Annotated in this window: 23 protein-coding genes; 4 read left to right on the plus strand and 19 right to left on the minus strand. The window is 44.2% G+C overall.

Features of this window, described 5'->3' with window-relative positions; genetic code table 11:
• Window positions 1–97: 97 nt before the first annotated feature.
• Entirely contained in the window at window positions 98–640 is a 543-nt protein-coding gene (locus KSZ58_RS13305) for an NADH peroxidase (protein WP_009270851.1), read from the minus strand.
• Between the two features lie 89 nt (window positions 641–729).
• Complete coding sequence (locus KSZ58_RS13310) at window positions 730–1,491, minus strand: YwaF family protein (protein WP_009270852.1); 762 nt, start codon at window positions 1,489–1,491, stop codon at window positions 730–732.
• A 105-nt stretch (window positions 1,492–1,596) separates the two neighbouring features.
• Between KSZ58_RS13310 and KSZ58_RS13315 the strand changes: the two genes are divergently transcribed.
• Window positions 1,597–1,875, plus strand: a complete 279-nt coding sequence (locus KSZ58_RS13315) for a ParB N-terminal domain-containing protein (protein WP_008817910.1) — start codon at window positions 1,597–1,599, stop codon at window positions 1,873–1,875.
• Between the two features lie 156 nt (window positions 1,876–2,031).
• Here KSZ58_RS13315 and KSZ58_RS13320 read toward each other — a convergent pair whose 3' ends face one another.
• The 14 genes from KSZ58_RS13320 to KSZ58_RS13385 all read right to left on the minus strand — a co-directional run bounded on the left by KSZ58_RS13320 (window position 2,032) and on the right by KSZ58_RS13385 (window position 16,282).
• Window positions 2,032–2,580 (minus strand): DUF1836 domain-containing protein, encoded by a 549-nt coding sequence (locus KSZ58_RS13320; RefSeq protein ID WP_002609619.1) that lies wholly within the window; start codon window positions 2,578–2,580, stop codon window positions 2,032–2,034.
• A gap of 111 nt (window positions 2,581–2,691) precedes the next feature.
• Entirely contained in the window at window positions 2,692–3,972 is a 1,281-nt protein-coding gene (locus KSZ58_RS13325) for a hypothetical protein (protein WP_009270853.1), read from the minus strand.
• A 1-nt stretch (window position 3,973) separates the two neighbouring features.
• Window positions 3,974–4,720: a hypothetical protein gene (locus KSZ58_RS13330; protein WP_009270854.1), complete on the minus strand. Its 747-nt coding sequence runs from the start codon at window positions 4,718–4,720 to the stop codon at window positions 3,974–3,976.
• A gap of 9 nt (window positions 4,721–4,729) precedes the next feature.
• Window positions 4,730–6,031, minus strand: a complete 1,302-nt coding sequence (locus tag KSZ58_RS13335) for a hypothetical protein (protein ID WP_009270855.1) — start codon at window positions 6,029–6,031, stop codon at window positions 4,730–4,732.
• Window positions 6,028–7,464 (minus strand): hypothetical protein, encoded by a 1,437-nt coding sequence (locus tag KSZ58_RS13340; protein WP_008817914.1) that lies wholly within the window; start codon window positions 7,462–7,464, stop codon window positions 6,028–6,030. The genes KSZ58_RS13335 and KSZ58_RS13340 overlap by 4 nt, the downstream gene beginning before the upstream one ends.
• The gene (locus KSZ58_RS13345; protein ID WP_008817915.1) at window positions 7,461–8,888 is read right to left on the minus strand and encodes a hypothetical protein; all 1,428 of its coding nucleotides are present in this window, start codon (window positions 8,886–8,888) and stop codon (window positions 7,461–7,463) included. Before KSZ58_RS13345 ends, KSZ58_RS13340 begins: the two co-directional genes overlap by 4 nt.
• Before the next feature lie 7 nt (window positions 8,889–8,895).
• Entirely contained in the window at window positions 8,896–9,711 is an 816-nt protein-coding gene (locus KSZ58_RS13350; RefSeq protein ID WP_008817916.1) for a hypothetical protein, read from the minus strand.
• A complete protein-coding gene (locus KSZ58_RS13355; RefSeq protein WP_224727307.1) occupies window positions 9,689–10,429 on the minus strand; it encodes an ATP-binding cassette domain-containing protein in 741 nt (246 codons plus the stop codon). The genes KSZ58_RS13350 and KSZ58_RS13355 overlap by 23 nt, the downstream gene beginning before the upstream one ends.
• Window positions 10,430–10,495: 66 nt before the next feature.
• Complete coding sequence (locus tag KSZ58_RS13360; protein ID WP_002609605.1) at window positions 10,496–10,870, minus strand: GntR family transcriptional regulator; 375 nt, start codon at window positions 10,868–10,870, stop codon at window positions 10,496–10,498.
• A 138-nt stretch (window positions 10,871–11,008) separates the two neighbouring features.
• A complete protein-coding gene (gene rpiA, locus KSZ58_RS13365) occupies window positions 11,009–11,680 on the minus strand; it encodes a ribose-5-phosphate isomerase RpiA (RefSeq protein ID WP_224721071.1) in 672 nt (223 codons plus the stop codon).
• Window positions 11,667–13,070, minus strand: a complete 1,404-nt coding sequence (gene zwf, locus KSZ58_RS13370; RefSeq protein ID WP_009270858.1) for a glucose-6-phosphate dehydrogenase — start codon at window positions 13,068–13,070, stop codon at window positions 11,667–11,669. The genes rpiA and zwf overlap by 14 nt, the downstream gene beginning before the upstream one ends.
• Window positions 13,067–14,479, minus strand: a complete 1,413-nt coding sequence (gndA, locus tag KSZ58_RS13375) for an NADP-dependent phosphogluconate dehydrogenase (protein ID WP_009270859.1) — start codon at window positions 14,477–14,479, stop codon at window positions 13,067–13,069. Before gndA ends, zwf begins: the two co-directional genes overlap by 4 nt.
• Window positions 14,480–14,491: 12 nt before the next feature.
• Window positions 14,492–15,424 (minus strand): beta-propeller fold lactonase family protein, encoded by a 933-nt coding sequence (locus tag KSZ58_RS13380; protein WP_002609598.1) that lies wholly within the window; start codon window positions 15,422–15,424, stop codon window positions 14,492–14,494.
• A gap of 237 nt (window positions 15,425–15,661) precedes the next feature.
• Window positions 15,662–16,282 (minus strand): ECF transporter S component, encoded by a 621-nt coding sequence (locus KSZ58_RS13385; protein WP_008817921.1) that lies wholly within the window; start codon window positions 16,280–16,282, stop codon window positions 15,662–15,664.
• 248 nt (window positions 16,283–16,530) lie between these two features.
• Between KSZ58_RS13385 and KSZ58_RS13390 the strand changes: the two genes are divergently transcribed.
• The gene (locus KSZ58_RS13390) at window positions 16,531–16,998 is read left to right on the plus strand and encodes a GNAT family N-acetyltransferase (protein ID WP_217752781.1); all 468 of its coding nucleotides are present in this window, start codon (window positions 16,531–16,533) and stop codon (window positions 16,996–16,998) included.
• Between the two features lie 834 nt (window positions 16,999–17,832).
• On the opposite strand, the gene KSZ58_RS13395 is transcribed toward KSZ58_RS13390, so the two are convergent.
• Window positions 17,833–18,582 (minus strand): hypothetical protein, encoded by a 750-nt coding sequence (locus KSZ58_RS13395; protein ID WP_009270865.1) that lies wholly within the window; start codon window positions 18,580–18,582, stop codon window positions 17,833–17,835.
• The gene (locus KSZ58_RS13400; protein ID WP_009270864.1) at window positions 18,573–19,541 is read right to left on the minus strand and encodes a P1 family peptidase; all 969 of its coding nucleotides are present in this window, start codon (window positions 19,539–19,541) and stop codon (window positions 18,573–18,575) included. Before KSZ58_RS13400 ends, KSZ58_RS13395 begins: the two co-directional genes overlap by 10 nt.
• Before the next feature lie 398 nt (window positions 19,542–19,939).
• Between KSZ58_RS13400 and KSZ58_RS13405 the strand changes: the two genes are divergently transcribed.
• Together KSZ58_RS13405 and KSZ58_RS13410 are read left to right on the plus strand one after the other, a co-directional pair.
• The gene (locus tag KSZ58_RS13405; RefSeq protein WP_009270863.1) at window positions 19,940–20,914 is read left to right on the plus strand and encodes an Rpn family recombination-promoting nuclease/putative transposase; all 975 of its coding nucleotides are present in this window, start codon (window positions 19,940–19,942) and stop codon (window positions 20,912–20,914) included.
• 414 nt (window positions 20,915–21,328) lie between these two features.
• Window positions 21,329–21,778: a hypothetical protein gene (locus tag KSZ58_RS13410; protein ID WP_002609587.1), complete on the plus strand. Its 450-nt coding sequence runs from the start codon at window positions 21,329–21,331 to the stop codon at window positions 21,776–21,778.
• 33 nt (window positions 21,779–21,811) lie between these two features.
• Here the strand turns inward: KSZ58_RS13410 and KSZ58_RS13415 are convergent, their stop codons facing one another.
• Window positions 21,812–24,022: an Ig-like domain-containing protein gene (locus KSZ58_RS13415; protein ID WP_009270862.1), complete on the minus strand. Its 2,211-nt coding sequence runs from the start codon at window positions 24,020–24,022 to the stop codon at window positions 21,812–21,814.
• Between the last annotated feature and the right edge of the window lie 242 nt (window positions 24,023–24,264).

The following is a 24,264-nucleotide window of genomic DNA, read 5'->3' on the forward strand; positions in this document are numbered from 1 at the left end:
AGAAAGCGCTGTGCTCCTGCACGTAAAGCTAACCGCTTGCTTTTTCCTCCTGCAAAAAAAGACAGCCGTCACAGCTGTCCAGTTTCTATGATATATGTTATTTGAAATAGCGATCCAGCAGACCCTTGAACGCCTTACCATGTCTTGCCTCATCACGAGCCATTTCGTGTACTGTGTCGTGAATTGCATCCAGATTCAATGCCTTTGCACGTTTTGCAAGATCGAATTTACCTGCAGTTGCACCGTTTTCTGCATCTACACGCATTTCCAGATTTTTCTTTGTGGAATCGGTGATCACTTCACCCAGCAGCTCTGCAAACTTCGCTGCATGCTCAGCTTCCTCATATGCTGCTTTTTCATAATACATTCCGATTTCCGGATAACCTTCACGGTGAGCTACACGTGCCATTGCCAGGTACATACCAACCTCGCTGCATTCACCTTCAAAGTTCATGCGCAGATCGTTCATGATATCTTCCGGCGCACCCTGTGCAACACCGACAACATGCTCTGCTGCCCAGCTCATTTCACCTTCCTGCTTTGTGAATTTTTCAGCAGGAGCCTTACAGATCGGACAAAAGTCCGGAGCTGCATCCCCTTCGTGAACATAACCGCAAACACTGCATACAAATTTAGCCATAATCGAATATCCTCCTTTTAACTTTACAATCCTATTGTATTACAATCTGGTAAAATTTGGAACTTATTTGACCGAATTTCACAGAATTGTCACACAGACCCCTGCATATCCTGTTTCACACGGTACACTCTGCGCAATAGAAATACCACTGCACACTGAATGAGAAACAGTGCCAGCAGGATAGTCGGCAGAAACATCATGATTCCCGTAATGTGATACAGACTTGCGATAAAGCTGATCTTCGGTGGAATTCCGACAAACATATACTGCGTATGCAGATTCAGATTGATAATAAACGCTGTTGTAAACATGCCGCAGATAATCAGAAAATTCTTTTTCATATAATGGTACTGCAGCAATGTACGGTCCTGCAGCTGTATGAGTGCAAACAAAACAAAGGAGGCATGGAGTATGTAAAAGTTAATGGTCCGATAAGACAGCACCGGATACAGCTCACTGATGTTGGCAGGATACACCATGGCAATCAGACCGGCACAAAGCCCGACGACACCGCTGAAAAACCGCAGGGTGTCCTTCTTCAGATAGACTGTCAGTGCATTCATATAGACGCACAGAGAGCAAAGCTCCAGCGGCAGGATCTGATGCCACACCTGTTCATGGCAAAACAGAAACAGCCAGGTTGTATACAGCAGCTCCTCCACTAGAAAGTAAATCGCCATTATGACCTGCATTCGCCGCTGTTTTCCGGCATCCAGACGCCGATAATAAGAAAACAGCGTCGTAATCAGAAGTATCGCCAGAGCGAGAAACAGCATATGGTAGAGGCTGAATGCCGTAAACGGCACAGCCATATTTCTAATATCCGTATAAAATGTAAAAAAATCCTTCATCCCTATCACCTTTGCTTATTGTAACATATTTCACAGGTTTTGCGTATACGATTAAGATTTCTTCAGATTCTTTCAAAAGTATGATAAAATGTCTCTGGTGATGAAATGAAAATAGAAGCAGCAGCGCTATCGGAAATACAATTTAAGGAATGCGCCTATCCCAAGACGTTAAAGGACAGTCTGAAACGCATCGGCCTTAACTTTCCTATCCATGTTCGAAAGCTAAGGGACGGCTATCAGTGTGTGGACGGAGCCAAGCGCCTGAGTGCCATACAGCAGATTTTAAAAGAGGATCCAGCTTTTCGCAAGTTTCAAAGCATTCGCATACTCGTCGTGGAAACCGCAAGAACAGCTCCTCCGTATCATCTTCACAACCATCATTGATGAGGAGGTTCTTTGCGTATAAGGCTTTAAAAAAGGGAATTCAACTTTGATTGCTCTGCAATCGGTGTGAATTCTCTTTTTTGTATGTCCAAAGGAAGCATTCCCTGATGGTAACCAGCTTTTTTGGTGATATAGAAACAAACAGGCAGAGGATTTTTATAATCGTGCAGTATAGGAATTTTGCAGATGCAGAATCTTTTCTGCGACCAGCTTGCCCGCAAAGGACATCGTTGCCATTTTGATTGCCGTATTCTGCACGGTGATACCCTCCAGAAGAAAGGTGCTGTCCTGATTTTTTAAATGATCTGCGACTGCCTTAATCGCTGCTTCCTGCTCCTCACAAAACAGATTAAAGGCTTCCTTCAGACCATTGATGCCCGCCTGATATTCAATTCCCTGCTTCACCTCGCTGATCGTCAGCACCTGCTTCAAAATGGTGATTGCAATCAGATAGGCAATATGCATGCGGTTATAGCGTTTCTTTTCCGCCTTGGGAATCAGCTTCAGCTTAACATAGTTATTGATCATGGCGGCGGTCAGAATCGTATCATTTTCTTCATCAAACAGATTTTGCAAATATCCTTCAATCAGCGTTATCACCTGATCCAGATATAAATCAAAGTTCGGCAGCTCCTCCCAGCGGGGAAGATGAAAATCCTGAAGTGTATCGCTCCACAGAATCAAATCTCTGCGCAGATTGCTCATGTGTGTTCCTTCTTTCTATTATGCGTTATAGTATTAGTATACGGTATTCCGGCATTTTTTTCTACCACCAGATTTTTTGAATAAAAAAAAGACCGTGACAATGATCACGATCTAATCCTTGAAGCCATACGCATACACATCCCGCACGTTCACATACGGCATAGCGGGAATTGTCTGGTTTGTTTTATCCCTCAGCTTTTTGTAAAAGGCCGAGGCTTTCTCATCCTCCTCAAAATCTCCCTTCACATAGCCGTCAAATACCATCTTTGACTGATCGAATACACTGATTTCCAGAAAATGCTGTGCTTTATTTTCCGGCTGTCTCAGATTCAAGGCAAACAAACGGCCGTCTCGCAGCTTGAACTTGGAATCTGACAGCGAAATCGGTGAGGTGATATCCATCACCAGTTTATCCTGCTCATACACCTTCAGGTAGCTCTTATCCCGCTGTGAGGTTAGAATTAAAAGCCTTCCATCCTGTATATCAAATCGGTGAAACACTGTATTCTTTGGCAGCTTTTCTTCCTTAACAAGCTTGCCCGAAGCATCATAGACCTCCAGCCAGCCCTGATTATCACGCAACACTGCTGCGTACAGCTGATCGTGATAGCTGATTACATCCGAAATGCCATTCACCTTTGCATCAAAGCTTATAAACTGTTTAACCTTACTCGCTTTTTTCGCCTCCTGAACATTTGGCATAGATTCACTCTGCAATGCTTTTTCCACCTCATAAATGCGATATTGCCCACTGCTGCCGTTTCCGGCAACATACAGCGGAACGAGTGTTTTCCCCTGTACCGTCACATACGGGTGGCGCAGTCCCCCTCCCTTCTGTAATCCCGCTTTTTCCGGATTGCTTTGGAAATACAATTGTTGATCCTTTTGATGATATACGATATTGCTGCGGGGAGTCTGGAAGCGCTGCTGCAATCCGCTTGGAAAGCAGGCATAGCCCTTATCTGTTTTCACCAGCAGATCAACAGCTACCTGCTTTATATTGTAAAAATCCGCTTTTACCGGTTCTTCATACCGGTCATCCGTTATCGTTCTGCTGATTTCCAGTTCATAATCCGTTACTTGTTTTCCATCTAAAAGAGTGGGGATATACAGATAGAAGCCCTCATTCAGAGAATCATATTCCATGGCGAGCTCTTCCTGCTCCTTCAGAAACGAGGTCGTATAGCTAATATCTTTTCCTTTTCCACTCAGCTCCCAGCGCATGGAAGCATCCGCAACTGTCATTGTATATTCCAGCCCTTCCACCTGCTGCATATCTCCGCTTGCTTTTTCCAGTGTGAAGGTGAAGGTCGGCTTGTGCAAATACAGAGCGGCGCTGGCAATCAGAAGAACTGCAAGCAGCACAGGAAGAAGAATCATATGACGTTTCATATCATCGACCTCCGTACTGGTTGCGATTCATGGAATTGCGAAAGCTCAGCACCATCAGACCAGCCAGCACCAGCATCAGAGCCAGCTGCATACCGCGCTGTACATCAAACTGTATCCCGCTCGGCATGCCCCATACAAACAAAACGCCTGCAATATTGGCAATGCACAGGATATAGCTTTGCAGCCTCTGGTAATATACCCCCAGATACACTGTCATAGCGGATACCGTCACAATACTGCTTACGATGATCAGAAGCTGGGTTATTGTCAATGGGAACAAGTATTTCAGCATGCCGCTTCTGACAATGGATAAATAGAAACCGTTTTTCAGGTTATAGAAGGGGGCAAGCGTCATATAGTACCGGTATCCGATATAATACACCGCATACTGCAATAACAGCAGTATGACGATGGCACTGATATTCATAAGCAGCTCCGACAGCATAAACGGCACACGGGATTGGGGAAGTATCAGATAGCGATGCAGTGCATTGGAGCGCAGCTGCATGTAGAGAAGTGTTGCCACCTGATAAACAATCACCACACTGAGGGCAGCAAGAAACAGAAGCAGACATGGCCGCGAGCCGAAATATACCTCATAGCGGACCCAGCCGAGCTGTTCTCCCTTCATCAACAGGGCAAATAAACAGAATGCCAGATACAGCGCAAATACGATACCGTAAAATTTATAGCTTCGCTTCCACCGGTAAAACAGAAGCAGATTCAGATTTTCAAATTCCTTTGTCATATTCTCCACCTACCTTGTACTCAAAAGCTTGAGATTTACGATTGATCGTCTGTCATCAAACAAATAGCGCTGTATGATTTTCTCATAGCTCAGGCCCTCGTTTAAATCCAGATAGCCCAAAAGATCATCCTCCTGATAATCGCCATACACCTCACTGCTGTACAACATCCCTTTATGATTTGCGGCCATGATACGTATTGTCTGGTTTCCCTCCTGCATACAATACAGGACACCCTGATCATATTGCAGCTGTAAAGGTCCACTGCTGCCCGCGTTAACGGAAATGTTCACCCTGTCTATTTGCTTCAGGCTTGCGTTTTTCTGCTCATACACCTGGAATACATATTCAAATCCATTTCCATATCCAAAGAGAATATGGTTGTTTTGATCCAGCAGCAGTACAGGCTCCATGATATCCGCAAGGGCAACAGACAGGGCTGAGCGATCCAGCTGCTTTCCGTTGCTGTCATAGGTATACAGAGACAATTCATTCTTTTCCATAACCAGAGCGATTACGTTTTTTTCGGTACTCACCATTCCCAGAATATCCTGTTTTCCCAGTGGCAGTGATACAATGCGCCTGCTTTTGCCATTCTCCAGCCGATAGATACCGCCGGGATTTTGATCAAAGGTAACCTGTGAAAAATCATACATAAACTGCAGGGGGGATACGATGAAATATCCATGCGCATCCACAGACATGTCCGACAGGCCTGCCGATGCTCTTGCATTCTGATAGAGGTCATCACCTGTCAGGGAGCAGGAAAGAGAGCCTTTGGGGTCGTTATCAAAATAATCGCATCGGATCAAAGAGCCCAGCTTGTCTTGTTTCCATCGAACTTCAAAAGCTATATCCTCCTGCTTATTCTTTCCATAGGCTTGCGGGTCAAGCAGGGACAGGCGATAGGATACGGCTTCTACGCCGCTGATCATATGGGTGATCTCCATGTCGTCTGGTTGATCAAATCCGGGATTCTCGATGGAGTTCTGCTTGATATGCTCATCGAATACCGGTGAAATCTGAATATCCACTGTATTGGTTCGGTCTGTCAGCACATCGCTTTTGACATAAGCAGCCTGCAGCTTATCCCCCTTTCCCGTAACCTGCCAGACATTCAGATAATCTGTCACCATAAACTGATAGGAGAGATTTTTGATGGCGGATGGATCCCCGGTCACATCAAATTCACCGTCAGCCGTTTTCCGCAGACCAATCTGCATATTGTTCTTTTGCGACCAGACACCGAGCGCTCCCAGTATGGGCAGCAGCAGAAATACCGGCAGTATATAGCATATATATTTTTTCATCATACATCACCATCCTGTACAAGGCGGAGATTTTGCAGGGTTCGTTTCTGTGTATTCAATACGTAGGACATTATATTCTCATACGCATTGCCTGTGGTAATCTGCGTGGCATCCGGAAGAGCAAGCTTACTGTCATCCGTATAATCTCCCAGCAAAGTGCTCCTGTACAACAGCTTTTTGTTTGTCTGTGCCGCGACATATAAAGCCTTTCCATCGTCATTTACAACAATGTGGAGAATCCCCGTATCTTTCTTATAATGCAGCAGCGTGTTCGCATAATTTCCGCTGATATCCGTGATATTCAAACCATTTAACGGCATGTGATCGATTTGCTTAAATTGTTCCTGTTCCATACCATATATCAACAGATCCCGATTGTTTCCATCATATACAGGCTCCTGTACGAACAGTACATGCTCCTTTTCCGGCAGCAGCATCATCCGATTGGTATTCTGTAAATCAAATGAAAACTGAAATTCATCAAGCAGAACACCCTTTGAAGAATATGCTCTGCCATACAGATAGCCGTTCTTTTCCACGACGGCGATCAGCTTTCCCTGAAATGCCTCCATATATAAAACTGTTTCCCTGTTCACATCCATGGGAACAAGCGGTGTCAGCTTTCCGCTTTCCTCAATACGATAGATTCCGGTAGGATCCTTTTCAAATTCCACCTCATTAAAATTCACCTCGAACTGCAGTGCTCCAATCGCAGTAAAGCTTTCTTTTCCCAGCTTCACAATCGGGGCGTTTAAAAAGCCGTAGTTTTTTAAATTCCCGTACTTGTCATCTGCATTTCCAACGCTGGCTTGCGGATATACATAGACTCGTTCCTGATTTCCTGCAGATTCTTCGTGATATGTGACGGTCAGATCACGCTTTCCGTTTTTGGTTTTTACCGTAAAAAGCTGTATGTTATCCTCACCGTCACTGATCAGCGCACCACCCTCAACATGATGTCGTCCGATCACAAGCTCATAGGACAGTCTCTCAATCTTATTTTCATAGGAATGAATCGATGCATCGTTATAGAAATCCGCATCACTCTGCTTATTTTCTTCACTCATCGGCATCGTTTTTTCATCATATTTCGGTGAGACACTCACAGAGAAGAATACCTCTGCATCATCCCCAACCATCATCTGGTGTTGCTTATATCCCTTTGGGTCATAGCTTATTTTAAAGGATTCTCCCTGCGCATCGATTCGCCAGGCATTGCTTCCTTCACCGCTGTACCCTCCCAGATTGGTATCCGCGATATAAAAGGAATATGCTAAATCTTTAATGGCATCCGGGTCGCCTATACGTTCCCCCTCATGTGCAATCGTACTCAGCTCAACATGGAAATCGTTGCGCCTTGTGTAAAGCAGCTGGGAAAATAGGACAATGAGACAGAGCAAGCCTATCGGCAGATACCCCATATATTTTTTCATCATACATCACCATCCAATGGAGAAATAAGATCACTCAGCCTACGCCTCTGTGTATTCAGAAAAGAGAAAACGATATTTTCATATGAATTACTCGATGCCGCATCCGACAGCGCCAGATATGTATCATCATTATAATCACCATACAGAAAGCTGTTATACAGAACCTTTTTGTTCGTCTGTGCACTCACATACAGACCGTTGTCATCATTCATCTGAATACTATACAAAATCTGCTTGCTGCGATCATAATGCAAACTGATATACAAGCCATAGGACCCGTACATGGACGTATTCGTTTGTGTTTCCATCACCATGCGATCCAGCTTCTGAAAGGCATCGTCCTTTACATCATACATTACAACCGTATATTTCATGATATCGTAGATCGATTGAAGCTGAAATAACAGTGTACCCTGATCCTCACTTACCATGACCTTGCCGATTTGATCAAGGTCCATTTCCAATCGGATTTCATCCAGCAGCCTTCCTTCTGTGGAATACAGACGACCGTACAGCTTACCGTCCTCTTCCTCGACGACTGCCAGATGATTATCCATTGCACACATAGAGATCAGGGTGCCCTTTTTTATATCCTTTTGAACAATTTGCGTAACCTTCCCCTGTGAATCAACCTTGTAAATTCCGGTTGGATCGTTATCAAATTTCAAATTGCCGAGATTCACATCAAAATCAAGCGCACTCACACTTACAAAGAAATCATCTTCGATTTTAACATCATAGATCGTCTGCAGGGCGCTTCCCTTCAGATTCCCATATATATCATCTGCATTTCCTCCGCCATATGTAGAATAGATGTAGATATCATCCTCTGACTGTCCTTCCTGCAGGGTATAATTGACTTCAATCTCCTTTTTCCCACTTTTTGAACGCAAAACCGCACTTTTCTTAGTCTTGGGAAAATTTACTGTATTACCATATCCGTAATCGCTGTTATCGATGATAATATCATAGGTAAGATGATCAACCTTTCCGGAATATGTGCAGAACGGAATCCCGTTGTCATAGGTGGAGCATTCCTTTGTCATAGCCCCGGGATTCATCGTTTCCGCATCATAGCGTGCCTGAATAGACATATACAGCATTTGCTTTTCTGCATTTTTTTTCATATGTGCCATATAGCCAGCAGGGTCATAGGTGGTTGTAAATGTATCCCCAACCGCATCCACGCGCCATATGTTTTCCAGTGCATGTATGTTCCTGCTTGACGGATAATCGTCCATGATATAAAAGGAGTATTTCAAATCCCTGATAGCATTTGGATCGCCAACGCTTTTATGTTCCTGAGCTGCCACCGTGCTTAGTCCGATAGCAAAATCATTACGCTTGCTGTAGACCAGAAGAGAAAAGACAATGATAATACTCAGCATACAGAGTGGCAGATACCCCATATATTTTTTCACATCCATCACCTGCCTACCATGCACTTTTTCGTGTTTTCCGATACAGACCTGCCATCATGACTGCCCCCAGTATACACAGATACAGACGGTACCAGCCCTTATAAACGAACACTTCATAAAACTTCAATAGCTGCAGCGTGAATCCGGTCGGCTTCTCACCAATCGCCAGTGACATGTTCATACCGAGAAAATAAATCACAATTGGAAACAGCACATACAGCACAATCATGAACAGAGCAATTTTATTTTTACGGAAGCCGAACCTTCCAATACATACGACAAACAGGGACATCAGAACACTGTACAGCAGCTGCGTCAGATACCCGCTGATGCTCAAAGGAAGAAACATACCGGTATAATACTGCGTACGCGTCATGGATAGGAAAAATCCGTTATGTAACAGCTGCTGCGGCGATTTCATTTCATATAGCTGATAGCCTGCATAATAGACAATGCTCTGCAATACGTACAGTGCATACAGACTCAGCAGGGTGAACAACACATTTGAAATAATCAAATCCAGTCGTGAAACCGGAAGAATCAGCTCTCTGTCCTGTACATTGTATTTCCAGTGCAGCCGCTTCAAATCAAATACAGAATACAGCAGCCACAGGAACACAAGGAGTGGAAAGGTAAGTGCACATGTCGGATTTAAAAGAAATTCATTATAATAGCCTCTCTGAAAATAGCTTATATCCTTCAGCATGATCGTAATCAGCGGCAGTGCAATCAAGGCTACAGCAAACAAGGCGTAGATTTTGCCTGTGCGGTGAAGCTGATAGTACATCAGCTTGGAAATATGCTCTCTATGCGTCCGGAAGCTCAACATGTGACTCACTTCCTTCCTCAAACAGCAGATTCACGCGGTTTGGATCATATTTTTCGATATCGTTTAAGCATTCCTTCAAGGAGATTCCCCGCTCATGAAGTTCCTCCATGACCACATCCTGTACAATTCTGCCCCGACGCAATACCACCGCACGGTCGATGACCTGATCGATATCATCGATATCATGGGAGGATATCAGCACGGTTTCCTCGTCATTCAACAGACTCAGCAGCATCTTGACGGAATCCTGCTTTGAGAAAACATCCAGATTGGAAAACGGCTCATCCAGCAACAGCAGATGTGCCCCCTGTGAGAATCCGGCGGCGATTTCCACCTTCAGCTTCTGACCGGCAGACATTTTCTTCAGCTTCTTGCGGCTGTCAATTTCAAAATGCTGGAGAATGCGGTCATAGCGGTTGCTGTTGAAACGCGGATAGAAATCCTTCAGAAAGGCGCCATAGGCCTTCGGACTCATATCCGGTAAAAAGCTTAATGTATCCGTGATATAGGCGATATCCTCAAAAATATCCTTGATTGCCTGTTCCTTCCACTGTATCGTTCCCTCCTGATAGGGCAGAAGCTGCAAAATCGTTTTTATCAGCGTTGTTTTACCGCTTCCGTTGCTTCCCACCAAACCGATGATCTGTCCCTTTTCACAATCCAGACAGATATCGAATACCCCCTGACCGTTTCCGTAATCCTTTGTAAGATGTTCCATATGCAGCATACTTCGTTCCCTCGCTTTCTGTATTACTTAAGTAGTACACTTTTTATAAACGAAAAATCAGATGTCCCAGCGTGTGCTCAGAATAGCTACCACCTTTTGAAACGGCAGCCCGCATTCGCGGCAGTTGGCGATAAAATCATCCACAGTTTCCTGTATCATTTCCTGCTGCAGGCGTTCCATGATTTGCTCATCAACGTATACAACGCTTTTCACATTGCTGATTGTCCGCAGGATTCCTTCCTCCTCCATCAGCTTATACGACTTCTGCACCGTGTTCGGATTGATGGACAGTAAGGACGCCAGCTCTCTTCGTGACGGCAGCGGCGTATAAGCAATAATACTTTTATTCAGAATTTTACGCTTGACATGCTGGATGATTTGAAGATAAACGCTGGTTTTACTATTGAGCTTCAGATCGCTGAATACGTTCATCGTATCACCTCTTCAAGTGTATTATATAAATAGTACACCGCTTTTGTCAACACCTCCATTGCGTTTCATAACAAAAAGGACTGTTTTATTTCGTCCCACGTTACACGAAATAAAACAGTCCTTCACCTGTTAAGCAGCTTACCAGATGGTAACACCTGTTGTTTCTGCTGTTATACACATAGCCTCTATATGAAAATATCCGGTTTCCACAACACCTGCGATATGCACAAGCTCATCATGAGCCTCCTGAATCGAGCGGGATGCCGGTATGCGCACATCCAGAATAAGGTTTCCGTTATCTGTGATAAAAGCGCTGTCCTGCTGCATCCGCAGTGTTGCATCATATCCCCAATTCATCAGTGCCCGCCGCACAAAGGGATGGGAAAACGGTACAAGCTCAATCGGAAGCGTATAATCCTCAATTGTTTCCACACGCTTACCTGCATCCATGATCCAGATTACCTGCTCTGCCGCCTCGGCGAGTATCTTTTCACGGACAAGCGCACCGCCGCCGCCCTTGATTGCCTGCTTCCGTGAATCGATCTGATCGACACCGTCAATCACGAGATCGATGTGATCGATGACATCCGGTTCCACCACGCAAAGACCTGCCTGCTGAGCCAGCAGCTTGGAGGCAAGAGAGGAGGAAACGACCTGAAGATGCTGTCTGTCTGTACGTCTGCCCAGCTCCTCAATCAGCCAGCGAACCGTACTTCCTGTCCCCAGACCAAGCACCATATGATCCTGCACATAGGCTGCAGCCCTTTGTGCACTGCGCCGTTTTAACTCCTCCAGCTCAGACATCGGCATGTGACCAGGTGTGGTGATGGCGCTGCAGCAGCTCATCCGCTTCCTTCGGACCGGCACTGCCCGCCATATAGGTGGCAAGCGGCAGGCGCTCCCTGCGATAGCGCTGACGCAGCTGTTCCACATAATTCCAGCTGCTTTCAATCTGATCCCATTGTGAGAACCAGGAAGCATCCCCCTGTACAGCCGCTGCCAGCAGACGCTCATAGGCCTCCGGTGTGTTGATGCGGTTCGCATCGGAGCAGCTCTGACAGAAATCCATACTGGTTGCTTCGATTTCATCACTGTCTCCCGGCTTTTTGATATTGAACTGAAAATACACACCCTCTGTAGGCTGAATGCGAATCAAAAGAACATTGGCTGCCACATCCGGATTCGTCTTTTTAAAGGTGATGACAACCTCCATCTCACGCTCCTTCAGCTTCTTACCCGTACGGATGTAAAACGGCACATCCCTCCAGCGCTCATTATCCACAAACAGGCGCAGAGCCGCATAGGTTTCCGTCATGGAATCATCCGCCACGCGATCCTCCTTCTGGTAATGAAAATACTGTCCGAGCACAACACTGTCCTTCATATCCAGCTGTTCCACCGGACGAAGGGCATGCAGAACATCAAGCTGCTTCTGATGCATATCCTCACCAAAGAAGGAGGAAGGCTGTTCCATGGCTGTTATGCTCAAGATCTGAAACAGATGATTCTGCACCATATCCTTTAATGCACCGCTTTGATCATAATAGCCGCCGCGGTTTTCCACCCCGACCGTCTCCATGGCGCTGATCTGCACATGCTCGATATACTTGGCATTCCATACATCCTGAAAAATCGGATTCATAAAACGGATTGCCTGCATATTGCGCACCATTTCTTTTCCCAGGTAATGATCGATATGGAACATCCGCTCTTTTGTGAAGAAGCGTTCCAAATCCTCATTCAGAACTCTGGCAGATTCCAGATCTTCTCCAAACGGCTTTTCAATGATGACCTTTCCCGTGCAGGCCTTTTCCACCTGTTCCAGACCTTTTGCTATCACCGCAAAGAAGCGCGGGGCAACAGCGAAGTAAAAGACATGATTGTGCAAATGCCGTTCTTTGTAAAACGCATTCAGCCTTTCGTAATTTTCCAGCCCTGTAAAATCCATCTGCACATAATGGATCCGTCTGGCAAAGCGCTCAAATTCATCCATGCGGTAGGGAAGACGGGCATACTGCTTGATCCATCCTGCAGCCTCCTCGCAATAACCGGCATGATCATAGTCTCTGCGTCCGATAATCACAATGGAGAAGTCCTCTTCCAGCTTACTTTGCGCCTGCAGATTATACAGTGCAGGCAGCAGCTTGCGAAAGGTCAGATCGCCGGTTCCCCCGAATATGGTAAAGGTCAGCTGCTTCATGCCCACCGCCTCCATTCATGGTGAAAGCTGCCTTCCTCATCCACACGCTCAAAGGTATGCGCACCGAAATAATCACGCTGTGCCTGAATCAGATTGGCTCCGACATGCGTTGCACAAAACAGGTCCAGATAGCTGATGGCGTTGGCCATCGCCGGAACCGGGATACCGCTCAGGATTGCCTGCGCACCGATCTGCCGCAAATTCTTTTCATAGGATACCACACGTTCCTGAAAGAAGCTATCCAGCAAGAGATGCGAAAGATCCGCCTGTTGTTCATATGCTCTGGTGATATCATTTAAAAATTTTGCCTGTATAATGCAGCCGGCACGGAAGATTGACGCGATTTTTCCCAACGGAAGCTCCCAGCCATAGGATGCACTTGCCTGCTTCAGCAGATCAAAACCCTGTGCATAGGCAATGATTTTTGCCGCATATAAGCCCTGACGAACCTCCTCTTTAAAGGCATCCGGATTGGAAATCTCTGCAATTTCAACATGCGGATACTGCTTCTCAGCTGCTTTCCTGTTTTCATTATTCGACATTACACGGGTATTTCCGGCAGCTGCAATCATGGAAACATCCACCCCCTGCTTCAGGGCTTCGATGCTTGTCCAGCGCCCGGTCCCCTTCTGCTGTGCAGCATCCCGGATACAGTCTACCAGCTCCTTGCCACTTTTATCGTCCTGTTCGCGGAAAATATCGGATGTGATGTGAATCAGAAAGCTGTTCAGCTCTCCCTTTTGATATTCACTGAATATTTCTGCCAGCTGCGCATTATCGAAATGTCCGACATGCTTCAACAGCAGATACGCCTCTGCAATCAGCTGCATATCCGCATACTCAATACCGTTATGCACCATTTTCACATAATGTCCGGCACCATTTTCTCCAATGTAGGTGCAGCAGGGTGTGCCATCCTCTGCCCGTGCTGCGACAGCCTCCAGAATCGGACGGATTTCCTCATAGGCTGCTTTGTTTCCTCCGGGCATGATGCTCGGTCCAAAGCGCGCACCATCCTCACCTCCGGAGATACCCACACCGAAATAATGCAGTCCCTTTCCTTTCAGATACGCCTCTCTTCGAATGGTATCCTCAAAGAAGGAATTACCGCCATCCAGTATGATGTCACCCTGCTCCAGCAATGGAATCAACTGCTCTATGATGGCATCCACCGCTTTACCCGCCTTTACCATCAGCATGACCTTACGCGGCTTTTCCAGCGATGCAACCAGCTCCTCCAGCGTGGAATACCCAGTGAAATTCTCATGCGGCCAAGCTTCCAGCATATGCTCTGTCACCGCATAGCTGCGGTTATAGCCGCCTACCTTATATCCGTGATCTGCCATGTTCAATGCAAGGCTTCTGCCCATGACAGCCAGACCTACCATACCAATATTGTTCGTTCTCATACGTGTTTCCTCCTATTCGTAAAATACGATGCTGACACCCTCCGGTATCGTATCCGTATGTGCCTTTTCCTCCAGCATTCCGCTTATGTGATCAATTTTAAAGGCAACCAGATTGCCACTGCTGCGGTTCGCCGCAAACAGATAATCCCCCTGTGGGGACAGATTGATGTCACGCGGATGATCGCCGCCACTGGAAATGCGCTGCAAAATGCGCCATTGGGCAATATCAATGACATATAGCTGATTGATTCCGCGCACGGAGACATACAGCGTTTCACCACTGCTGCTGATGCGGATTGCGGCACCTCCGCCCTGTTCCCCTTCTTTCAGCAGAGAAAGCTTTCTGGTGATAACACCACCCTGCTCCATATTCATTTCAAATACTTCACAGCTGTCCTCGCTGATCATATACAGGAATCTTCCATGATCGTCCAATACACCATGTCGGATGCCGGTTCCCTTCGGAAAGGAAATAGCGCGTATCAGCTCCATGCTCGTGCGCTCATATACATATACACGATCCAGAAGACGGCAGGGAACCAGTATGGTTGCACCGGTCAGTATTGCCTGATGAGCACCTGCCTCATGCTGAATATGCACAATGCTTTCCTCATGCAGCCCTTCCTCGCTGAAACGATAGCGTATCAGGGTACCGTCGTGATAATTTACCGTGTAAACACAATCCTCATCCTGAACCACATAACAGGCGGTACTGTTTTCCAGTCCTGCAAGCAGCTCTCTGCCATTCGCAAGAACACAGAGTCTGGCATCCGCAAGCTGTGTGGGAAACGCCAGTCTGTTTTTATAATATGACAGATACTTTGCATCCTTGACAGGATAAAACAAATCCGTCTTTACAAATGCATCCTTCTGTACATCATACAGGAAGGAATAAATTCCTTTTGCGGGCGCATAGGTTCCCACAAAGCCTTTTATTTCATTCATAGTGAATACCTCCAGTATTTACTTTATTTTTTAAAGTCACATTGTATACCTATCATACAAAAGTATTTCCATAATTGCAAACATCATGCACAAAAGATAAGAAGCGAATATGAAAACCGGTATCCTTTTCAGCAAGCATAAAACTGTTACAGAGGATCGTATATCGATGAATTTATACGTAAACGCAAAAAAATCAAATTCCCTGTTTACATTAGAGAATTTGATTTATAATCGTATTTAATTAAATTTTCTGGTGATCGGCCTGATTGCCTTACATACCAGCAGGGTCGCAACCGCTCCTAAAATCGCCTCGGCAATTCCATTGGTTGCCACAACGCCAAGCAGAACTGCGATCAAGGTATCGTAAGCAACCTTGATGGCATCCGCATAAGCACTCCCAAAAAACAGGTAAATACCACCAAGCACCAGAACGGTATTGGTAATTGCCCCGGTTAATGCTCCGGCGATGATTCCAACATTTTCGTTAATCCCCTTCCTGCACAGCTTTTCATAAATAAGACCGGCAAGATATCCCAGCAGAATCCTTGGCACAAAGGCGATAAGCAAACTCATCCAGTTTCCGCCGATTCCGCCAATCGTTACAAAGGGGGAAAAGCAGAATGATGTCAGTGTCGGACGGAATGTCGCATTAAGCACACTGGTCAGTCCGAATACAAAGCCCAGCTGTGCACCTGCCTTTTTACCGAGTGCTATCCCGGCAATGATGACGGGTATATGCATGGTCGTCGCGCTGATCGGTCCGATTGGCAGATAACCCAGGGGTGTGACTACCAGTATGATCTGGATAGCCAAAAACATGGCCATGATGGACATGTACTGCGTTTTTTTCGATTTCATATGTGTCCTCCTACTCTCGCTCTCTTACAGATGCGATGTCTATCGAAAGATGTCCTTCCGTATTGTCCCATTCTTTACAGGTCCAAACAGATCCTGTCAGAATATCTTCTATACACGGATGACGCATTTATTATAATACAATTCCCATTCTCTGCCAATAACTTTGTGTATCTTTTCACATGATACCGATTACATGGCTTCTGTATTTTCCGTGTGCTATAATAAGTACACAAAAAGGAGGCAGGATTATGGAAAGGAAAGCTTTTACGGTGCTCTCCCTGCGTGAACAGCCGCAGCTTCTTAAGGTGGCAGCACAATGGTTTCACAGCAAATGGCAGATTCCCTGTCAGGCTTATGAGGATAGCATTCAGGAGTGTAGTACAGGTACTGCCTTCATTCCGCAATGGTATGTAATTCTGGATTCATCAGGAACAATCATCGCCGGTGCAGGACTGATAGCCAATGATTTTCATGAGCGTAAAGAATTAACGCCAAATGTATGTGCCTTGTATGTAGAGAATGCGTGGCGGGGCAACGGATATGCAAGGACGCTGCTAGATCACATTCGCAGGGAGGCAGGCAGCGAAGGGCTTTCACGGCTTTATCTCATCACTGACCACACCGTATTTTATGAAGTCTGCGGATGGGAATATCTATTCTTGATCAGGGAGGACAGCGGCGATTCTATCCGGATGTATACCGCCAAAACTCTATAAGCACGCAAACAGGCAGTATTTGCAGGATTGCGCAAGTTACAGATAAAACCTTGGAAGCAATTCCCCGTCTTTAAGGTGTCACAAAATTTGAGGAGGAAAAGAAGGTCAAAAGAAGTCCAGTCTATAGGAAAAGCCAGTCCTTTTACGGATTGTGGTATGACAGCATTCTTTTTCTTCAGCTTCAACAGCAGCTTAACAATCAATGATGGTAAGCATTTAAAATAGGAAATCCACAGCCTTACTTCACAGGCGTAAGAAGCTGGATTTCCTTTTTCATAAACACATAAATGCAAGCCCTTCTGCTTCTCTGCATTATTTACCCCTGTACTTCCTTAATTGCTCAGATACCAGAATTCCACAGGATACCGCTCCCAGCATAAAAAGAGCTCTGCGGCATGCAAGGACAGCTACATCCGGAGTATGCCGCTTTGCAGATAACGTACTTGCATTTGCCGTTACACACGAAAAGCATACACACATTAGAGAAATCCGAATTGCATATTTCACGTTGATACACCTCTTGTTCATCTTAAAAAACCTGCTCATGCATAGCTGTTTCTATTCCTATACATTTATAAATTAACATTAAGAAGTTGAAAAGCTTCTTTTTTTTACCGAAATTGCATAAAAAAGTATCTTTTTCATACAAATATGTCTGAAAATTCAGTATTTCTAAACGTATACAATGCTGTATATATTAGATATATATAGTATACTTCCCCTCGATATGAATGACAATGATTTTCTATAAAAGTTTAAATGTATATCACAAAACGGTTATTCATAAAAAAGACAGTATCCATTATAGATAGCGTATACTGTCTTCATCCCATATTATTCGCTTCGCTTCTTTTCCAGTAAGTGCAGTCTGGCATAGCCATCCAATACCTGTATCAAGCCAAGATCACAATACCCTTGTCGTTCAAACCAATCTTTCGTCCCGTTGGGAAACGTACTTTCCTCATCACATATCACCAGTATTCTCCGGTAGATTTTAAACAGCTCTTTCTCCATACACTGCAAGGGCCAGGCCTTATAGTCTGCCTCTTCACTGGAATGATATACACATGTTAAAAAAGCCGTGTGCGCATCCTTGGGAATCGGATATGGAACCTGTAAGGATGGCATCCATTCAACACCACCTACGATTTGTCCCTCCAGCTGATGGATAAAACCAAATGTGGTGAGTCCGCAGGAGCTGAGAAAATCCGATTTTTTCTTCATCTGTGCGCAATCCGCACACAGTGTGCATCCCTTTGCGGTCAATGCCAGGGTTTCACTGGTAAGTGGAAGCAATTCACCTCTTTTTTCCTCGTAGGACTGCTCAATAACATACGGTTTCTCCCTTGTAATGGCTCCATCCCGCACTCCCTTTAATACCGCAGCTGTAACAGGACCATACCAGTGCAGCTGCTGATTGAAAATAGTTAGAAAGGGATAATACAGCTGTTTTTCAAATGCAAGCTTTTCCTGACCTGTGATATCAATGCAGGTTACATCATCCATGGCAGCTTCTTGAAACAGCTCCAGCATTTCTGCAATGATAGGACACTGATATCCCCAGTGATAGAAGGTTATTTGCATATTACATCACTATGGGCCGGTAGCCCATAAGCTGATTCTGCGTGTAAAACCGCGCGTTTGATCGCCTTTGCCATCATTTCTGTCGCAAGCATACCGACAGCATCAGCCATAACCTCAACCTCACCACTGCTGAGTACAAATATAGAATCTCCATCACTCATGGTATGTACCGGATGAATCGCTCTCGCATAGCCATTATGTGCAATTCCTGCAATCTTGGTACACTGCGCCTTATCAAGCTTTGCATTTGTCACAAAACAGCCGATTGTCGTATTGCCTTCCGGCAGCTTTCGCAGAGCATCCATTTGTTGAAACAGAACATCCTGTGCCTTTAAAACAGATCCGCTATGGGAATCATAAACACCCGCCAGCAGCTCATTTGTTTCATAATCCACTACATTTCCACAGGCATTTACAGCTACGATAGCAGCAACCTGCAGGTCACCAACCTGTATACCGCAGGTTCCGATACCACTTTTCATAGCATGCTCAAAGCCCAGCAGCTTTCCAACGCTCGCTCCTGTCCCCGCCCCGTGATTTCCTTCTAATACCGTATCATTTTCTGCGTCCACGCATGCCGCATAGCCCATTTCCTTATCCGGCCGGACATGTGCATCGCCAACGGACAAATCGAACAAGCTCGCACCACAGACAATAGGAACCTTGGCTACCTGCATGTCAAAGCCTGCACCGTGTTCTTCCAGATACTGCATGGCACCACTGGCAGCATCAAGACCGTAGGCACTGCCTCCGCTCAGCATTACAGCATGAATTTTCTGTACCATATTGATCGGATGCAGAAGATCGGTTTCTCTGGTAGCCGGTCCACCGCCTCTGACATCGACTCCCGCAACTGCGCCATCTCTGCATAGGATAACGGTACAACCTGTCCCCGCCTTCTGATTCTCTGCCTGCCCAACCTGAAAGCCTTTGATATCTGTAATTTTTATTTCCTTCATGTTTGCTCACCTCTGCCCTTATTGTAGCATAAAGCGGTTCCTACGAAAAAGATTTTATGGGAAAGAGCTTATGAAATATACCATTCACACAGGTAAACCATGTGCGAGCGCCACAGCGTGTAACAACGGCGGTAAAAATAGCAACATGATTCTGCATGAAAATACTTTAAAATCTTTTGATTGCAGTTATTTACGGGATAAAACAGCCGTCTCCTACAAACATTCTGATAATTTATACGGAAAGGTCCTATAGAAGATTGTATAGTGGTTTGCATGCTCATGTATCTTATAGTTTAGAATCCATGAAATATCAATAATTTGTGGATTTTTTAGGAATTTGACAGATTCCATACGTATAGAAGGGTGTAAGGAACCCTTACAGAATGGAGGACATATGAATGTCAGATGCAACAAATCAACTCAACTACAGTAACGATCTATTTTTTAAGTACACCCTTTCCCGTGAGGATGAAGGCTCTGTGTACGCCCGCAACACCATCATTGAGCGTGTTACCGGAATCCGGGTAAAGGAAAGCACCGTGCTCAATCCCAATCTGGATCCGGGCATCATTGGAAAGAAGCGCATCATTCTGGATGTTCATGTGAAGGATGAACAAAACCGCCATTTCAATATCGAGATGCAGACGACCTACAAGGGATTAGCAGAAATGATGCGCTTTGAATTTTACGGTGCCAGAGCATTGAACAATCAGCTCAACAGTGGTAAGAAGTACAGGGATTTAAAGCCAGTATATCAGATTATTTTCATTGACGAATATGCATGGAATAACAGAAATCTGATCAATCAGTATCAGATGCGTAATGAGCAGGGAGAGAATGAAAGCTACTATCCGCTCATCCTTCGTACCTATATTCATATGCCGGCAATCAATGACATCGTAAAGGAGAAGGAAATGCAGAGGCTGAATGACTTTGAACAGCTGATATACCTGTTTGAAAATAATGAAAAAAATGATATACTGAAGTCAAAGGAAAGGCTGGTGAAGGTATTCATGGATAAGTACGAGGAAATGCAGAAGGATGATGAGCTGTGGTCAACCGCAATGGCGATTCAGATGGGAGAGGCACGTTACCGCTATGGCTTGGAGGACAGCTATGAAGAGGGGATGAAAGAAGGAATCATTAAAGGGAAAGAAGAAGGTAAAATCGAAGGAGAGAAAGTTGGTATACACAAAGGTAGAATAGAAGGAAAGATATCACTGCTGCTCCAGCAGCTGGATAGTAAATACCATGAGGATTGCTCAGTCTGGCTATTTTCTTTGAACGATGAACAGATAGAGAATGTATCCAGCTTGATACTGACATGTAATACATTGCAGGAGCTAAAGGATCAGGTTATGATTAGCCAATAATCATACATAAATACGCCGAGAAACTGTTCTATAAGCTTACACTTATAAAACAGTTTTTCATCTGCTTGTTTCCCCAAATTCATAATAATATTGGCAACGAATGTACCTATGCAGGGCTTTTGCTTGTTTATGAAATAAATACGAAGGCTGTTGCATAATGCAAATCACAGGGCGATAAAACCCTTTTTCTGTTTAATAAAGTTTTTCATATGGACGAAACATTCTATTCTGTTGGGCATTCCCTGTCTTTCTAGGAATTGCTATCACTATCTTTTCTATTTCTAATTATATATGTGATTACAATCCTTGACTCTGACAGTGTGTCATAGTGTATACTTGTCATATACAGCAGCAGGATGCCTAATTGGAAACATTAACGGCAATCAGCTTTGTGATTTAAAAAGGAGAACTGTCATGAAGGAATGTGAAGAATGCTACAGCATCAATAACCGCTCAACACCTATATTGAATCCCAGAGATTGTCTGGAAAATCATCTGCAATACATATGTGGAACCTGTGGCAGGTGCATCTGCGTGAATAGGACGGAGAAAAGTGGTCTGCAAAGATGGAATTTCCCTTTCAAAACACTGGAAACCGCCAAGCTGTATCTGCGTAGTGCTGATATTTGTGCAGAAACAAATTGCGGAATCTATGAAATCAAAAATGAAAGAGGACGATATTCCTATAAGATTTTTAATAGCCCCTCCATTGCAGCCGCTTATACTAACAACCATAAGGTATGTCTCAATGAGAAACCTCTATATCAAAGAGAGAGATTTAAACGATATCCAAACGCTGAAATAAGACGTTTAACTTCTCATGAAGTTGACATATATCTAAAGGAACAGAATGAGACAAAATAAAAACCGGCAATCCGGTTTTTATTTATGACGATATTATTTCATCAATTGTTTTCTTTTACGCTGAATAGCAATAATTCCCATCGAAACTAATCCAAGCAGTGCAAATGCTGTAAAGAGACCTGCATTTGTTGTATCTCCGGTATTCGGTGATTTCTTATCATTGGATGGTTTTTCAGGTGTTGACGGTTTTTCTGTAGCTGCTACTTTTTCATAAACAGGTTTTACAAGCAAATCCTTGGTTACCTTCGTAAAATCAGTATCCCATTTCACAAAACGATAGCCTTCAACTTCCGGTGCTTTTGGTGCTGTTGCCGCTTTGTTAGCTTCAACCTTTTCAGTTCTCAGCACTGCGCCATTCATATCGACAAAGACAACATTATAAATCGTCTTTTCTGGTGTTGGCTCTGGTTTTGGTTCCGGGGTAGTTCCGTTATCATCAATTTTTTTATCCTCATATACGACAGCATAAGTAGAGAAACGATCTGTTCCAAAGGTTAAAATATTCTTATTATGCTCTGGTACTATTTTATTAACAGCTCCATTATGAACACGAAGTATATAGAATTCTCTTCCTTCTGCTAATAGATTCTCAGGGACCACAACAGTGAATTTCATAGGGGTACTCAGATTTGTAATATTTCCTAATACAGTATCATCTGCTTTGATTAAGACACTCAGGTCAAGATACATTGCCACTGTTGCTGTATTATTACTTTCAGCGGTCAATGCTTCCAGTTCCTTTTGAATTTTTTTAGCATCAGCCTGTACTTGAGCATTACTGGAATCAGCCTTCTGCACATCTGCAACAACCGTTACTGTCTTGCCTGCTTTTGCAGCTTTAATAACAGCATTAGCTGTATCTGCATCTGTGAACTCACTGGAGCCTGCAATAATCTGATCAGTTACATCTTTCAATAACTGTTCTGCTTTCTCATCATTTACACCCACCTTGATTTCATCAGTAGGTTTGGATGTATCAATAGAAGGAGTTTCTACTGCTACAGGCTTGGTAACCGTAACAGTACAGGAAGCTTTCTTACCGCTTTCTGTTTCCGCTGTGATTACAGCTTTACCAGACTTCAGTGCAGTAACCTTTCCGTCTTTTACAGTTGCTATTTCAGGCTTATCACTTGACCAGGTTACCGTTTCAAGAGTTCCTTCAGGTGCCAGAACGGCTGTTACTGTTTTGCTGGCTCCTTCCTCCAATGTTAATTCGTTTTCAGATAAAGTTATATTGCTTGCAAGCGGTGCAACGGCAAATCCGTCACTAGTCTTGAATGCCTTATATGAATTACTTACATAAGCAGTTGGGTCTGTATTGAAAATACCACCATTAACCCTCACATTTTCTTTTGCATTCGCCCAATCAGATACAACCCATTCTTTATTTTCATTTTTGCTCCATGTATATGCAAGTAAAGCTTCGCTGCTGCTTGATGTAAAGGTTCCTCCTGAGATTGTCACATTTGGAATAGAGCTATAACCAGGGCGATTTACAACAGAAATAGCTGCACCATCCGGGATAGCACCATCTCCTGTTTTGCTGTTTCTTTTGTCTGCTCCGGTACCTGAGACAGTACCTCCGTTGATATTCATTACAGATAGATTACCGGAACATAATTGAATACCAAGATCACCTTTAACAGTACCACCATTGATTGTGATTTCCCCGGTCTGTGGATGATAAATTGCTGCACCTGTACCATCAGGATCTGCATTAGAAATAGAACCACCATTTATCACAATCGTGGTACCATTATTATTGAGACCATTACCAGCGATGCCATACCACTCACCTTTTAAGCTTCCGTTGTTCAATATCAAGCTGGAATTAACAAATACTCCCACTGCACACTGATACCCGAAAATTGAACCAGTACCAACACTATCATTGACTGTCATTGATGAATTATACAGTCGAATCGGTGCATTTGTTTTACCAACACTATCATTCAGCTCCTGTTTAATGTTTAACCCATTGAGGTCTAGTGAAAAGGTTTTATCTTTTACATCAATAGAAGCTGTTAAATTTATATCTTGAAGTAATTTGATTGATTGTCCTTCTTGTACTGACTGAATCGCTTCAGACAACGATGCATAGGATGTACCATTGATCTCAGCAACAGCATTTGATACAGTTTCATTCGTCTTTTCCGTTTGTACATCTGCCGCATACAAAGGGGTTGGCGTTACGCATACGGCAGTTAGAGCTATCGTAGCAAATAACGTTAATAATTTTTTCATACAGTATGTATTCCTCCTTTTTCCATCTTTCAAACATTTAAAAATAAGAAATTCGTATTATCTATCCCTCCCATCTCAAAACGTATACATATATGAATGAAAGGAAAATAGACAAATATGAAGGAAAAAGTGTATCTTTTCAGTAAAAACAGTCTAAAAAAGCAAGTTTTTCAACCTGCTTTCTGCTATCTATTATGTTATACGTTTGAATACAACTATAGTATAGCGCTTAAAATGGCACT

The organism is Erysipelatoclostridium sp. DFI.2.3 (assembly GCF_019132535.1).
Classification (GTDB): Bacteria; Bacillota_I; Bacilli_A; order Erysipelotrichales; family Erysipelotrichaceae; genus Clostridium_AQ; species Clostridium_AQ innocuum.